General features: G+C 42.2%; 9 protein-coding genes and 1 tRNA gene. 2 read left to right on the top strand and 8 right to left on the bottom strand.

Features of this window, described 5'->3' with window-relative positions; translation table 11 throughout:
- Positions 1-169: 169 nt before the first annotated feature.
- From AC04NP_RS18620 to AC04NP_RS18650, 7 genes are all read right to left on the bottom strand, one after another.
- Entirely contained in the window at positions 170-727 is a 558-nt protein-coding gene (locus AC04NP_RS18620) for an RNA polymerase sigma factor (RefSeq protein WP_482861436.1), read from the bottom strand.
- A 400-nt stretch (positions 728-1,127) separates the two neighbouring features.
- Positions 1,128-4,556: a VCBS repeat-containing protein gene (locus tag AC04NP_RS18625; RefSeq protein ID WP_482861437.1), complete on the bottom strand. Its 3,429-nt coding sequence runs from the start codon at positions 4,554-4,556 to the stop codon at positions 1,128-1,130.
- Between the two features lie 20 nt (positions 4,557-4,576).
- A complete protein-coding gene (locus tag AC04NP_RS18630) occupies positions 4,577-6,100 on the bottom strand; it encodes a SusD/RagB family nutrient-binding outer membrane lipoprotein (RefSeq protein ID WP_482861438.1) in 1,524 nt (507 codons plus the stop codon).
- Between the two features lie 31 nt (positions 6,101-6,131).
- The gene (locus tag AC04NP_RS18635; protein ID WP_482861439.1) at positions 6,132-9,611 is read right to left on the bottom strand and encodes a SusC/RagA family TonB-linked outer membrane protein; all 3,480 of its coding nucleotides are present in this window, start codon (positions 9,609-9,611) and stop codon (positions 6,132-6,134) included.
- Between the two features lie 359 nt (positions 9,612-9,970).
- Positions 9,971-11,032, bottom strand: a complete 1,062-nt coding sequence (locus tag AC04NP_RS18640; protein ID WP_482861440.1) for a FecR family protein — start codon at positions 11,030-11,032, stop codon at positions 9,971-9,973.
- A gap of 86 nt (positions 11,033-11,118) precedes the next feature.
- Complete coding sequence (locus tag AC04NP_RS18645) at positions 11,119-11,673, bottom strand: RNA polymerase sigma-70 factor (RefSeq protein WP_482861441.1); 555 nt, start codon at positions 11,671-11,673, stop codon at positions 11,119-11,121.
- Between the two features lie 290 nt (positions 11,674-11,963).
- A tRNA-Lys gene (locus tag AC04NP_RS18650) sits at positions 11,964-12,036 on the bottom strand.
- A 224-nt stretch (positions 12,037-12,260) separates the two neighbouring features.
- Between AC04NP_RS18650 and AC04NP_RS18655 the strand changes: the two genes are divergently transcribed.
- A complete protein-coding gene (locus AC04NP_RS18655; protein WP_482861442.1) occupies positions 12,261-12,992 on the top strand; it encodes a hypothetical protein in 732 nt (243 codons plus the stop codon).
- Positions 12,993-13,041: 49 nt separating this feature from the next.
- Here AC04NP_RS18655 and AC04NP_RS18660 read toward each other — a convergent pair whose 3' ends face one another.
- Entirely contained in the window at positions 13,042-13,848 is an 807-nt protein-coding gene (locus AC04NP_RS18660) for an SDR family oxidoreductase (protein ID WP_482861443.1), read from the bottom strand.
- A 138-nt stretch (positions 13,849-13,986) separates the two neighbouring features.
- Here AC04NP_RS18660 and AC04NP_RS18665 point away from each other — a divergent pair, with 138 nt between their 5' ends.
- Positions 13,987-16,440 carry a DUF5686 and carboxypeptidase regulatory-like domain-containing protein gene (locus AC04NP_RS18665; RefSeq protein WP_482861444.1) on the top strand — a complete coding sequence of 818 codons (2,454 nt, stop codon included), beginning with the start codon at positions 13,987-13,989 and terminating at the stop codon, positions 16,438-16,440.
- Positions 16,441-16,461 lie beyond the last annotated feature (21 nt).

A 16,461-nucleotide genomic window follows, 5' to 3' on the forward strand; every position in this document is an offset into this window, starting at 1 on the left:
CAGGCCATCGAAAAACATAAATTAAAATTTGAAATATCCTTTCGCCAGAATTGATGAAGAACTGCCTGAGTATACCGGCAAAGGCCAGTCCTTCGATATGCTTTGATTAATTGAAGGCATGGTTAAGGTGAGAAATAGGATAGTGAAAAAAGAATTTGGGACAGTCCTGTTATTTTTGAGCCAAATAATGCTCGTCAAATTTACACCGAATCTTTTTGATTGCTCTGGCGAGCAAGTTACGGCTCGTTTGATAATTTAAATTCATAATATCAGCGATCTTCTCAAAACTTAAATCCTGATAAAACCGCAGATGGATGATTTCTTTTTCACGGGGGGCCAACTGCAAAATGGTATGTCGTATTTTTTGATCATTCAGTCTTTTGGTTTCAGCATTAACCAATTGATCCTCAGGAGAGATCTGCGTTAGGTCATGGTCAAAAACATCTGTGAATAACCTTTCATTTTTAGCGTTAAAGGCTGATAATTGACGTTGAATTTTATATCTCAAGGCTCGAAATAAATAGGCCTTTAAACAATTAACCTCCGGAAGTTTTGACCATTTGGAGGCCAGTTCAACAAATAAATCCTGGATAGCATTTTCTACTAATTCTCTTTTTTTGAAAACATGGATTCCATAAGAAAAAAGATCATCCTTGTATTCATCAAATAGGGATGCTAAGGCAAGTATATCTCCATTCCTCAGACGTCGCCACGCATCATTTTCCATAAATCAACTTTTTAATAATGATCAATTCACAAACGTCAACTAATTATTTCTACCATGCCATGATTAAGCCATCGCTAATTAGCAGCCCCTCAAACACCATTTTACATACGCAAAGTAATCCTTTAGCTTAAGTTATGTAACTCGACTTCATTTATATTAATCCATTTCTTTCAAAAAACCAAGAACCATAAGACCGGAATAAGCAATACTAATTTTAGTAATAAATTTTCACACAATGATTATACTGGCCCTGATTTGGATAATTTAGTATTCTAAAATGTTAAATTTGCATCAGGTATCGAGCGAGCTCATAAACCTTTATTGACCAGAGGTATGGTTTTTCGACAAGTAACCCAAGCCTTATGGGCAAAAGCAGCAGGATAAGGCCAAAATTGGAGCGCTAAAGATTCTTAACTTTCAATACCTTAAAAAGCTGCAGATAATCATCATTGGCTCCCAACAGTATCATTTTATCTTTTCCTATGTGAATAACTGCCACATTTTTTGTGTCATAGGGGGCATAAAATCCGCTGGCATCAGGGGGAACAACCTCGAAGTTATTCTTGCCGTCCCCGGTCATCAAAAGACCTACGCTGGCATCATGTCTCGGTGTTTCTACTTCAGCGGCATATAAATTACCGGCCAGCAATACATCGAGATTCCCGTCCTTGTTGAAGTCATCGATGACCACATCATTGATACTCGATAGCTGCGCCTCATTCGGAAGTGGCGAAAGCTTAAATTGACCTTTACCCAGGTTTTCAATAAATACACTGGCAAATGTTTTCACCACATAATGTAATGCCCTGTCCAGATTATCGGCGCCATAAATTGCATTCAGATCCGATGACGCAAATAAATCATAGGTTTTAAACTTCTTTCGAAGTGAGGGGATTTGTTGGGATGAACACGATTTGCCCCGCACAGGGTAGATCCCTCCAAAATTGTAATAACTTAAAACAATATCATTCGAACCGTTATCATCGAAATCGTCATAGTGGACTTGAAAAGGTTCGCTTTCACTGGCTTTATATTTAGCGTTCTTTCCCAAATTTCCAACAACGTAGTCATCATCACCGTCTTTATCAAAATCTCCTTTGGTTATGCGAAACCACCAGCCTGTTGTTCCTTCGAGGCCTGTTTCAAGGGTTATATTTTTAAAACTTTTTCCCGTGTTTTTGAAACATGTAACAGGCATCCATTCTCCAACCACAATGAGGTCGAGTGTTCCATTGTTATCAAAATCGGTCCAGACGGCGTCGGTCACCATGCCAATAGCCAATAACTCGGGAATAGCCTCTGAAGTAATGTCTGAAAATTTCCCATTGTTATTCTCCAGCAGGTAGCTTTTACCCGGAAGCGGGTAGGCATATGGGGTTAGCCTGCCACCAAGGAAAAGATCGGTATCCCCATCGTTGTCATAATCGCCGGGAACCACTTTAGACCCACTGACGGGCATACCGGGTAAAATACCATCCGATTTTTCAAACTTTCCGTTCGAATTGATGTATAACCTGTCCTGGTAACTTACATTTCCCGGTTCAAATTCATTGCCTCCGCTTACTACATACAAATCCAAATCTCCGTCACCATCCGAGTCAAAAAACAGTGCGTCGACATCTTCTGACATTTGATCGGCTTCCCATGGTGCATGGGTCATTTTGGAAAACTTCTGATCCGGAAATTGCAGATAAAGTTCACCGCTGTAGCCCGATGCTCCTCCCACAAAAAAATCTTCCAGGCCATTGTTATCCACATCAGCCACTGCCAGGGCAGGACCAAACCGGGACAACTGGTGTGGCAATAGCACCTGTTTTTCAAAATCGTCAAAATCATTTTCACGATGCCTGACCTCGATGCCCGATTTGCCGGTGTGATTTTCAAACAAAGGCTGACGCTTTTCAACCGGTTTCGGTGACAACAGGTTACTTTTTCCCTTATCGATTGTCATCAACCGGTTTGTCTTAATGTTTTTCCTGACGGTCTGTCTCTGGTCGGGCCACGTAACGATTATCCGATCTACTTTTTTATCTTGTCCCAGGCCGAAATGGGCTATTGATTCTGAGCAAGAGAACATTCCCCTGGCGTTGGTGATCTCAAAAAACTGACGGTGGCTGCCGTGTTGTATTTCTATTTTTGTGCCGATCAAATGGTGATTTTCACCATCGGTAAGTTTTACACGAAGGTAATGGTTGGCCACCAGCCTGTCGGCGTTGTTTCTATAAATAAATACCTTGTCATTGATGTTATTCACAACCAGGTCAAGGTCGCCGTCGTTATCCAAATCCGCAAAGGCCGAGCCATTGGAAAAAGTCTGATGATCCAGTCCCCAATCCCTGCTCTTTTTGGTAAACGTCAGGTCACCGTTGTTCCTGAAGGCATAGTTGGGCAACTTCTGGGATGGCAAAAATGCCAAAACACTGTCGAGATTTACCACATCCCAGATATTCAAACCCTTTTGCCCGGGATTCTTTTTAAGGTAATCATGGGCAATTGCTTTAACATACCCGGGTATTTTGAGAAAAGCATCGGTGTTTCTTATTTCCCTCATGATCCCATTCGTGACAAAAATATCCTTGTATCCGTCATTGTCCAGATCGGCTATAAGATTTGACCAGCTCCAGTCTGTAGAAGATACACCGCTTATTTGCGCAATATCGCTAAAATGATTGTTTCCTCGGTTAAGCTGCAGGGTATTGAACATATACTGAAAATGTCCTCCTTCGTTGACCACCTGCCAGAAAGCCCCGGGATTCATGCCACTCATATTGGCTTTGGACCGGTAGTTATCCTCAGCGGCCATGTCGAGTACAAAAATATCCAGCAATCCGTCATTATTGATGTCTGCCACATCCACTCCCATACTAAAGTTGGAGATATGCTTCATGGCCTGATCGATTATATTAGTAAATGTGCCATCTCCGTTATTGATATATAAAAAATCAGGAGCCCTGAAATCATTGGCCACATAAATATCCGGCCAGCCATCATGGTTAAAATCACCTGTTGAAGCGCTGTTAGGAAATCCTGCCTTCAAAACACCGGCTTGCCCGGTGACATCTGTAAACCTGCCTCCCTGGTTTCGATATAACCTGGGGCTGTATTTATCTACTAGGAGGTTATCCCAGGAAATGCCTGAATATTTTCCGGGCTCCGGGGGAGAGTTCAAAAGAAAGAGGTCAAGATCACCGTCGCGATCGTAATCCAAAAAAATTGCCTGTCTTGACCTTCCTTTATCAGCAAGACCATATGGCTCAGCGCTCTCGGTGAATGTTAAATCGCCATTATTGACGTAAAGCTTGTTCTTTCTTAGTTCGGCAGCATTGTCATACATTTCGTTGCAAACATAGATATCGTCCCATCCGTCTCCGTTTACATCGGCTATTGCCACCCCTGACGACCATGCCCCATCATCTATGATACCGGCGGGGTCTGTGATGTTTTCAAAGCGGAAATCACCCTGGTTGATGTACAACTGATTTCCGACAAGGTTTCCAGTTAGAAAAATGTCCGGGAGGCCGTCACGGTTAAAATCACCGATACCTGCCCCACCACCACTGTAGTAGTTTTCATAACGGAAAATATTATGTTCTTTTGTATCCTCGAGGGTGTTTTCAAAGGTAACACCGGTATGATCGCTGCTTAATAAGGTGAAAAGTTTCGAGGGCTCCTGGGACCATACGGGTGAGGGTAAAAGTGTGGGCATCAGGAAAAGTAAAAATGCCTGCAAAACGGACAACTTAAAATCCGAAAAGAAGGGCCATATTTTGACAGGGGTGGGGAAAAATCCCCCCCTGTCAATGTAATCTATTCTTAAATAGCTTTGCATCGATTTCGATCGTCAAATTCCTACTCTACATCCCACCATACCCTGGAGGCCTCATTGAAATCGTTGGCATTTCCAAAATTTGGTAATACTTCCCGTACGTTGACACCATTGTTAACAAATTCGGCTTGTGGATAAGGGAGTTTCCTGGGTATTCTCCCGGGTGAATCACTACCCACTGCCTGATCCAGCGTATTAGGATTTGGTATCAAATCAGGAAAACCTGTTCTTTTCCAGTTGTTCCATGCTTCATCGGCATCAAACAAAAAAGCCGATACCCAAAACTCGGTGGCAATTTTTTCAATTTTTGCCTCGTTTGAGTCATCCGAGGGGTCATTGGGATCATCGAGAGGATTAGCCGCAATGTAATCATCAATTTCCTGACCGGTAACCGCCGGACCGGTAGGCAGGTCTGACAGTGATTCCATATGCGCCCTGATACCGGCCTCATAGTGTGCAGCCGGATCACCGGCAATGAGTCCTCTCACCGCTGCTTCAGCCAGTAAAAACTCCACCTGGGCATAACTGAAGTGGAAAAAAGGGGTCTCCTCATTTCTGTAGATACTGAAGGTAACTCTGACATTTTCTTCCGGGTCATTCTCATCGAAGCTCCAACCCTCGTACTCGGTTGTATCTGTAGAGGTTACGACTCCCCTGGGTTCATTGTGAATGGCACCATAGATGTTGAGCCGGGGGTCGCCTTTTACTTTCATATGGTCAACCAGGGTTTTATGTAACAAAAAATGCTGATCATTGAGATTAAATTCAAAGGGATTAGGCTCATTTTCCGTATGCCTCATCACCGGCATATCCTCATTACTACTCATTACCCCGCTTCCGCCAGCAGATACTGCCTCATTGATAAGTTCCTGTGCCAGTCCCTGGTCAACCTTTAATAACCTCATGCCAATACGCAACAGGAGTGAGTTGGCAAGTTTCTCCCATCGAACGATATCCCCTCCATAAAACTGATCTCCTCTGATACCATTTTCATCATCCGGATCGAAGGCTGCCTTGGCCTCTCTCAATTCTTTGATCAGATCATTATAGATCGCCTGCTGACTATCATAGGCCGGGGTAAAATTGCGGGTCTCGAGTGAATTGCCCGATTCAAAATAGGGTATATCACCATAAACATCCGTGAGCTTTTGAAATAAGAACACTTTCCAGATCCTTGCCGCCGCTATGGTATTGCCAGCCGGCACATCATCGTTAAATTCATTGATAAGAAACGTTATGTTTTTGACGGGACTGGTATACATACTGTTAAAGTACCTGGAAATAATGCCATCACTGATAGCATAATTAGTCCCTGACCAAAACCCGTTAAACCCGTATTGCATAAAGGCATGGAAATAATTGGTCCTGGGTTCCATGTCCACCCTCGAGCTACTGATCAATGCCTTGGAGAAAAGCTGTCCCGGTGTAACACTGGTGATCGCATCAGGATCCAGATTCAATTCACCAAAGCCATCATCACATGATGAAACAATCCCAACTGCCAGGAAGAGGGTAAAGAATAATTTTATATTTATAAATCTTTTCATTGCTAAGCGATTTAAATTAAACACCTTTTCATCAAAGTCTGATATTCAGATTAAATCCAAATGTAAAACTTGCGGGAAGAGAGAATTGCTCAAACCCAAAGCCATTGCCCACGGTTGTGCTGGACCGCGGGTCTACCAGAGGCACTTTTTTGGTAATAAAAAACAAGTTTCTGGCGACCAGGGAAAGCGTTGCCGCTTGAAAAGGCGTGTTTCCTAATAAACTTCCGGGAAAGGTATAACCCAAACTTACTTGCCTTAATTGGATAAATGAATTATCGAATACAAACAATTCATCGATCAGCAATCCGGGATTCCCATTAATATAAGTTTCTTCCGGGCTAAAAGGGATATCATTACGAACAAAAACCGGATTTTCCAAAGTACCGGTATTCCTCACGCCTTCAGGAATATACTCATCGGTCGACCTTCCTCTTTCGGTAGCGGTTGTCAGGCCTAAAAGAGAGGCCATACGATAGCTGCTCGAGAAAAGCTTTCCACCCCATTGGGCATCTATCACGGAGCTGAATGTAAATCCTTTAAAAGAGAAAGTATTGGTGATCCCTCCGATCCAATCCGGATTAGGGTTGCCGAGGAATACTTCATTCTCAATAATTGCACTTCCATTCTCATCGGTAACTACCTGTCCGTTGGCATCAAAGACATACCTCCCCTGGGCTGGTACGACCCTGTCGACTGTTTCCCCATTAATTTCCACCTGAACAACTTCATAAACAATATTTCCTTCAAAGTCCCTTCTTATGGGCGTGCCAAAGATAGAAGCAAATGGATATCCGACTTTTGATCTTATCAGATTTCCATGTGATACGCCGGTTTCTTCCAACTCCGGACTTAGCTCAGTCAACTCATTATCATTTTTGGCCCAGTTGACAGATACATCCCAACTAAATCCACCAGATCTTTTGGCCATTACTGGTGTTCCGGTAAGTAAAACCTCTATTCCTTTATTTACCATCGATCCGGCATTTAAAAATGCCCCGGTAAATCCGGTAGCCCTGGAAATGCTCTGCCGCAGTAGAAAATCCCTGGTTTCCTGCCTGTATACGGCCAGATCCAGCCCTACCCGGTTATCAAAAAACCGCAAATCAACGCCGAATTCAATACCATCGGTTTCTTCCGGCCTAATCGTAGTCGGAGGCAGATTACCCCCGTTAATTGATGCCCCTGAGAGGCCATTGGTCTCGGGACTCAGTGTAAAAGTAAGCTCGGTTTGATGAGGATCTGCGTCACTTCCTACCTGTGCCCATGAGGCCCTCACTTTTCCCAATGTGAAAATGGAGCCCAGGTCAAAGGCATCGGTAAACACAAAACTCAGACTGGCAGAAGGGTAGAAAAGGCTGTTCTCTGAAACTCCGGGTCTTATTGAAGTTAAGGAGGATGACCAATCATTTCGAGCCGTTAATTCCAGGAAGAGGTAATTATTGTATCCAAACTGCATGGCTCCGAACAAAGAATTTACTTCGGTATTGGAGCGGCTAAAACCTGGCAAATTCCTAACCCTTAAATTACTGATATTAAAGACGTTTGGATCGGCAAAATCACGCCCTGAAATAGTAGTACGGTTGAAGGTGGCACTTCTATGGTTGCCTCCGAAAGTGCCGGATATGTTAAAAGCCTCCGAAATATCTTTGTCGATTAATAGGAGGAAATCGGCATTGGCCTCTTCCACAGTCGTTCTTTGTTCACTGTACTGACCGCCACCATCATCATTCGGGTTAGGCCTTATGCCAAAACCATCTTCAATATTAGACCGGTCCAAACCACCTCTTACCTGCAATGCCAACCAATCGGTAAAGTCATATTTGAGGCTTACAAAACCATTTATCCTGTTCCGGGTATCAGCCTGATTTATCCGCTCCACAGCATTCCATGGATTGGGTGTTCCGCTGCCCACAAAAATGAAATTCCCATTCTCATCCTTTTGCCTCAAATCTAACACATTGGTGGTATTGGTAAGCCTGAAAAATGTGAGTCCCACGGCGCCCCGGCCATCTTGTTGCAGCAATTGCCTGCCTTCTGCAAGGGTTCTGGACAAATCTATTTTAAAGTCGGTGGAGATCTTCTCACCAAATTTCGATGTTGCCCTTAAGCCGATATTATATCTGTCCAGGTTGGCATTATTGGGAAAAGGGGAATCCGTATGCGTTTGACTCAACGATAGCCTGTAGGTGCTTTTTTCATTTCCTCCGGAAATAGCCAGGGAATTGGTGGTACTCAAACCGGTTTCAAAAAAGCGGTCAAAGTTATCATTGATGGTGTTTAACTCGTAGGGTTTTTCTACCCCGTCAAAATCAATAAAAGTAGCTGTCGTATCAATTCTTGCTCCCCATGACCAACCATTGTTTACACCACTTCCACTGCCATCATCCTGTCCGAAAAGTTCCCCGCCAAAGCCTCCGCCATAAATTGTCTGCAGGTCATCCTCATCATAGGCTCTTATTTTTTCAAAAACCGTATTGCTGTTAAACTCAATGCCAACGCCTTTTCCGCTACTTCCTTTTTTAGTGGTGATAAGAATAACACCGTTTTGCGCCCTGTTTCCGTAGAGTGCTCCGGCCGATGGCCCTTTTAAGACCGTCAGCGATTCAATATCATCGGGGTTAATAGAGGCTAGTCCATCACCTAAATCTACACCGCCAAATGCGCCCGCTTCTCCCTGCAGCGTGTTATCGATGGGCAGCCCGTCAATGACGTACAGGGGTTGGTTGTTATTGAATGATGCATTGCCTCTTATAATCACCCTGTTGGAGCCTGCCAGGCCATTATTGGCTGATTGGATGGCTACTCCGGCAATTTTACCGGCCAGGGCATTAATGAATGCCGGCTCCCGGGTTTCTGTAACTTCCTTGCCTGCTAACTCAGTAACTGAATATCCGAGACGCTTGGTCTCTTTTTCAAGTCCAAAGGCAGAGATTACCACCTCCTGAAGTTCTGTGATATTCGGAAGCAGGGTCACATTAACAGTGGTTTGACCTGATGTCACCTCCACCTCTTCTGTAATGTAACCGATATAGGAGAAAACCAGCGTGGTGGTCTCGTCCGGAATATCTATGCTGAAGTTTCCGTCGACATCGGTGATCGAACCGGTCGATGACCCTTTCACCAAAACATTAACGCCTGGCAGACCCACTCCTGCCTCATCCAGTACCTTCCCAGCTACTGTTCTCAATACTTCCACCGGATCGGATCGTAATTTTCGTAAACGGGGTATTTTAAGTACTGCAATTTGATTATTGACTTGTTTAAATTTTAAACGTGATAACCTGGAGATTTCAGTAAGTATGTCGGCTACGGTCTGTTCGCCCTGGCTCGATATATCAATTTTTTTGAATTTATTAATATCATCACTATGATAATAAAATCTAAATTCAGTATTGGATTCAATCTTTTCAAAAGCTTGCAGAAGCGTCAGATTACGGAATGATTCGTTAATTTTCACCGTTTTGACGCTTTTATACTGGGCCGCAACTTCCGAAGCTATTACTACTGACATAAAGACAGATTGCAGTATTAAAACGTAACATGAGTACTTCGACGCCAAAGTAATAATTCGTATAGCTTTATATTTCATATATTTATATGTTTTTGTGAAACATCGGTTTTCATAAAAATGAGGCGCTCTTGTTGCTTTGAATAAAATTAAATTGGACCTTAAGCTTATTCACATGGACAGACAAGAGCATATTCGCCCCTGGTATCTTCATACCGGGGGTTTTTGTTTAGCTTGTATCAATTTTTTTCATATAGGGTGATTTTGATAGTTGAGAATATTTATCTTAGGGATCTCATAGATTAGTATTATGAATTACGACATTTCGACATACATGACATACCTGTCCGGCCACGCTCCGGCTAAAGTTCTATTACCACTTTTTTGCCTGTAATCTGATATTTAAAGCCTTTCGCAAAGCTCATCACCTTGAGCACATTGGCGAGACTTTCATTTTCAAATTCTCCATTGATCTTACCGTAGTCATCATGGGCTTTTTCTATATTAACCACTTCAAATTCAACACCATACCATTTTTCAAGTTCCCTTAAAGCCTCAAAAAGATCCTTATCGCGAAAGTAAATGATACCATCCTTCCATGCTACCCGTTCCTTAAGGTCGAAAAGGGTTTTGCTGAAACTCCCGGCCTCCCTGTCAAAGATCAATGCTTCACCCGGGGTTAATATAAATTTTTTGTCTGATTCGTTTCCACCGGTCACCTCTACTTTTCCTGTGATCAGCGAAACACTGAGCTCATTGGCTTCCGGCTCTGCCTTAATATTGAAAGATGTTCCCAGGGCAACGGTGGTAATTCCATTCGTCTCAACCTTGAACGGTTTGGATGCATCTTCATAGACTTCAAAGAATGCTTCACCTTCCAAAACCAAATCCCTGGATGTTTCACCAAAGTCCGTGCGATACCTGAGGACACTGTTTGAGTTCAATATGACCTTAGACCCATCATTTAAAAAGAGGGTGTACTTTTGGCCATCGAGTGTTGTTTTTTCTGTGTATTGAGGCTCAAGGTCGGTATGGCTAAGGTATCGATAGGCAAAAAAGGCGATGCCCTCCAGGAGTATGATGATCGCCGCCACCCTCAACCATCTGAATTTATGAATAGGTTTAACCCTCGCGGTATCACCAACTTTTGAAGCACCGGCTTCAAATGCACCGGCCTCCGCCTCTTGCACCGGATCAATACGCACAGTTTCGGTAAAACTCAATTTGTCCAGAATCTGATTTCTTAATTTTTCCAAGTCAACATCTGCCTCAGGTTTCTTATCAGATACCTGATGCCAGCTATTTTTTAGCAATGCAGCTACTTCTTCATTATTCTTTGGGTCATTTAACCAGCGGTAAACTTGTTGAAGCTCCTCCTCATTGCATTGTTTTTTGAGAAACTTCTTGATCAGAAGCATATCCATTTCTGTGCAAATAGTTTTTAGTTAATCCTGCATTTACTATTTAATACACAGAAATCGGTGCTAACCGTTATCCCATGAAATAATTATTATAAAAAAATAAATATCACGGTGAGGCTCACAATTTTAATGTAGCTCCTGAGATATTTGATGGCCTTTCGAATTTGCCCTTCAACTGTATTGACAGAGATATCCAGATGATCTGCAATCTCCTGATTCGATAAGCCTTTTTCCCGGCTCAGTTTAAAGATCAATTGCCTTCTCGGAGGAAGTGCCTCTATGGCATCTTCCAGTAGTCGCTCCATCTCATGAAACAATATGTCATTTTCAGTTTTATTGTGATGAATGCTGCAACTACCGATCGGCACATAGCCAGAGGGCTCGTTGATGCGTTTTCTTAACTTGTTTAAAACCAGGTTTTTTGTAATCCGGAAGATATAACCGTTTAAAGAAAATTTTTCATCGAGTTTATGACGGTTCTGCCAGATTTTGCAGAAGGCATCCTGTACCACTTCTTCGGCTTCTACCTTACTGTCAAGATACATTAAGGCGAAATTTAACAGCCTGATGCTGTAAAGGTCATACAGTTCATTGAATGACCCAGTATCTCCATTTTTGATATTTCTTAAAAGATCTAACCTCATTTGGTTATATACATGTCAGCACCTGCCGCGCCATCTTTCACCTAATATATAAATTATTTCCAAGGTACCTATCATATCTGCCCAGATAATATGAAAAATTCACGAACTTTATGGTATCATACCTGCTCAGAACTTATACGTCGGAAAATCATAGGGCTGTATGAAATGTCAAACACGCATACCACGGAAGGGAGAAGGGAAGGGCTATAATACCGGGGAGGGAACGCAATACTTTTAAAAAGGCGGAGGTAAATTCACTTAAAATTACAAGGGGATTAAGTATACGAAAGTGATCCCGCTGGGGCTCGAACCCAGGACCCTCTCCTTAAAAGGGAGATGCTCTACCAACTGAGCTACGGAATCATGTGAAAGTCAAGGCTTTATTTAAAACCCCTACAGGCGTTTCCTGCGTTTGCGGAGTGCAAAATTAATCCCAATTGGTTAAAATGCAAAAATTTACCAACAAATTTACGCTGATATTTTTTTCCGTCTCAGCCATCCCCGATCCTGTGTTAATTAAAGTTAAATCCTTGTAAGTTGACCCTCGATTTAATTAATTTCGCACTATCGGAATTCAGAAGAGTACAATGCGCAATTATCTGTTGAATTTTTTCATCCAACTTTTTATTGTTTTTGGCGTAAACCTGTCGTTTGCCCAATCTCCCCAGGCAAATCTTGAACGGGCAGATTCCTTGTTCTCCCAGCAAAAATTTACCGAATCTTTTGAAATATATGAGAGGTTGCTGGAAACATACCAGCAATCTTCTCCTCAAATGCTGCTCAAGATGGCTTTCATAAAAGAAGGTTTAAGAGATTACAGCAAAGCACTTTACTACTTAAATCTGTATTACCTGCAAACCACTGACAAAAAGGTCCTTAAGAAAATGGAGGAGCTGGCCGAAAACCATAATTTGTCGGGCTATGAATATGCTGACTGGGAGTTTTTTATGATGCTTTACCGGAAATACAATGCATCCCTGACCTACATGCTACTGGCTTTGGCCCTGATACTTTTTGCGGTTATTTTCAGGCAGAAACGAAAATACGACCAAAAACCGGTTACCACCGGGGTTTTACTAACGCTCACACTAGGCATTCTTTTTTACCATGTCAATTTTTCGGATAATTATAACAGGGGTATCATTGTACAAACCGACGCCTACATCATGGATGCCCCTTCATCCGGTGCCGACCTGGTCAGGATCATAGACAAGGGGCACAGGGTCAAAGTAATTGATAAAAAGGATGTCTGGGTAGAAATTGAATGGGAAGGAAACATCGCTTACATCAGGGAAAACAACATCGCTACCCTTCATTAACCAAAGGTCCGATTATATTTTATGTAGTCATATTTTAGTAGTACCAGGGCTATTTAAACGGTGAGTCAGGCTCTTTCGCCAGCGCATTATAGACCATTTTATCTATAAATCCGGGAAAAAACTTATTCATCCAAACTACAAGTTTGCCCTGCGTTGTCAAAACCAAATGCTTTTTCCGTTTCATCGTTGCTTTATAGATTAACAGTGCGCATTCTTCGGCAGACATTTCCTTGCTTTCATCGCGCGGTGACTCTCCCTGAACGCCGCCATCTTTTGTAAGGGCCACCTTCCTGATATTTGAAGTGGTAAAACCCGGACAGGCGGTTAAAACATGTACGTCCTTCTTTAACATCTCCGTTCTTAAAACTTCCAGAAATCCCTGCAATGCAAACTTGGAGGCAGAATAGCCCACACGGCCCGGTAACCCCCGGTAACCAGCTATAGAAGATATACCTACCACAGATCCTTTGCTGCGAATGATAGGTGGCAAGCAATATTTGGTCGCATACAAAGCGCCGTAAAAATTGATGTCCATCACTTTTTTTATAACCTCCAGGTCTACCTCTTCAAAAAGCGCCCGCATGGATATCCCGGCATTGTTGATTAAAATATCAATGCCTCCCCATTGATCAATCGCGTATTGCGCCATCGCCTTATTGTCCTCTTCTTTGCTTACGTCTGACTGAAAGGCCAATACTTCGATACCGGATGATTTTAAGGATGACTCAACAGCGATCAGTGACGCCTGATTACGGCCGGTAATCAGTATCCTGGCACCTTCCTTGCCAAACTGATAAGCCAACGCCTTCCCAATGCCTGACGAACCCCCTGTAATGATCACTTTTTTATCTTTCATTGCTCTAGATTAGTGACGGCGTAAAAATAGAAAATTATTTATTTTGTATCGATTGAAATATATTTTATTAACGGTAAAATACTTTTGGTTCCCTTCTTGTTTTATATAATAGCAAAGGACAACCTCAATTTTTTATTGATGAACAGATTATTTACTGCTATCTTTCTTCCCAGCCTTTTATTAACGCTCAGTTGCATGACTACTTTCCAGGTTTCCGGGGCAAAAATCTTTGGGAAAGTTACTGACGAAAATGATCAGGGCCTGCCCTTTGCTACGCTTTACATCAAAAACACCTCTGTCGGAACCACATCCAATGCGGAAGGAGATTACTCGCTGGAAGTAAACCCGGGTGAATATGAAATTATTTTCCAGTTTGTTGGTTATAAAAAAACACTCAGGAAGGTGACCGTTGGCGTAGAAAATGTTCGCCTGGATGTTAAAATGGAGCCTGAAATCGCTACCCTTGATGAAGTAGTCGTCAATGCACAAGATGAGGATCCCGCATATGCCATCATCCGGCAAGCCATCAAAAATAGAAAATACTATCAAAAAGAGGTGAAAAGCTATGATTGCAAGGTATATGTCAAAGGATTGCAAAGGCTGGATGAGAAACCGGAAAAAATTTTTGGTATTACCGTAACTATCGATACAGGTGTGGTTTATCTCTCCGAATCCATTTCTGAATTCAGTTTTCAACAGCCTGACAAGATCAGGGAGCGTATGATTTCTTCCAAAGTTAGTGGCAGGAACAATGCTTTCAGTTTCAATCAGGCCTCGGAGATGATGTTCAGCTTTTATGAAAATATAATCGAAGTGGAGGGTATCGGCGAGCGGGGATTTGTTTCGCCCATCGCTAACAATGCCTTCATCTTCTATGATTATCAGTTGATAGGCACTTTTATGGATGGTGACCAACCGGTCAATAAAATTAAGGTTATTCCCGTGCGCAACAATGACCCGGTATTCAGTGGATTCATCTATATTAATGAAAACTCCTGGAGGATTCATAGTGTCGACCTGTTACTTACCAAAGCCAATCAGATAGAATTTGTAGACAGTCTGAAAATAAACCAGGTTTACGCGCCCGTGCAAGATGATAAATGGATGCTGCTCTCCCAAAAATTTGATTTTCAGTTTAAGGTCTTTGGTTTCAAAGGCAGCGGGTATTTTATTTCAATCCATTCCAATTACCGAATGGAAACAGAGTATGGAAAAAAACACTTTACCAATGAAATAATGTCTGTAGACGACAATGCCAACCGACGCGACAGCATCTACTGGCAGAAAATCCGGCCTATACCACTCACTTCCACTGAAATCAAAGACTATCATGTGAAAGACAGCCTGTCAATAATCAAGGAGTCAAAGCCATACAAAGACTCCGTTGACAGGAAAAGCAACCAACCGACTTTTGGTAACATCGGGTTAATCGGTTATACCTATCGTAATACATATAAAAGAAAATATTTCACCATCAACCCGGTAACAGAAATGCTTCAATTCAACACGGTAGAAGGGGTGGTTCCCAATTTAAATTTTCGGTATACAAAGACCTATGAAAATAACCGGTTTTTCAGAATCAATCCGGAACTTCGCTATGGATTTTCAAGCGATGATTTTTATGGCAGAATTGAAGGTCTTTATTATTTCAACCCCAAAAAGTTTTCCTTCATAAGTCTTGCCGGTGGTAAATATGTTTTTCAGTTCGATCCCTCTAATCCCATAAATCCGTTGATTAACAGTTACCTGACATTGGTTGAAGAAAGAAATTTCATGAAGCTATATGAAAAGATGTTTGTTAAGGTAAGGCATCGCAGCGAATTATTTAATGGCATCCTGTTGACCTCTACCTTGGAATATGAGGACCGGAAACAGTTATTTAACACCACTGACTATTCATTCCGGGATCAGGAAAACAGGGTTTTCACCCCCAATACACCCCCAAATGTATCATTGACCGACATTTCATTTCCTGATCATCAGGCACTGATTCTGGATCTTAACCTGCGGTTGCGTTTCGCCCAAAAATACATTAGCAGACCTAATAGAAAACTCAGTTTAGGTTCTAAATACCCCACTTTTCATATCAACTACCGAAAAGGCTTCGATGGCATACTGGGAAGTGATATCAGTTATGACCAGCTTCAACTGACAGTGACCGATGATCTGGACTTTGGCCTGGCAGGTTCGGGCACCTATCTGGTAAGCGCCGGCACTTTTATCAATAATGACAGCACCTCTTTCATTGATTTCAAACATTTCGGCGGTAATGAAACGATTTTTTCTTCCTTCGAGCCGGGAAGTTTTCAATTACTGGATTACTATCTTTACAGCACGGATAATAATTATTTTAAAGCGCATTATGAACATCATTTTAATGGATTCATTATCAACAAATTGCCATTAATCAGAAAAACCAGGGTTCAGGTTGTTTCCTCATTGAACTATCTCAAAACGTCAGAAGTAAATAATTATCTGGAATTCGGAATAGGACTGGAACATATTTTCAAAGTATTGAGGGTAGATTATTACTTAGGTTTTTTATCAGGAAGCAGGGTACAAAGCGGGTTCAGAATAGGCGCAGGTTTTTAATGGCTGAAGATGGCAACTCTG

The organism is Agaribacillus sp. DX54, assembly GCF_056858335.1.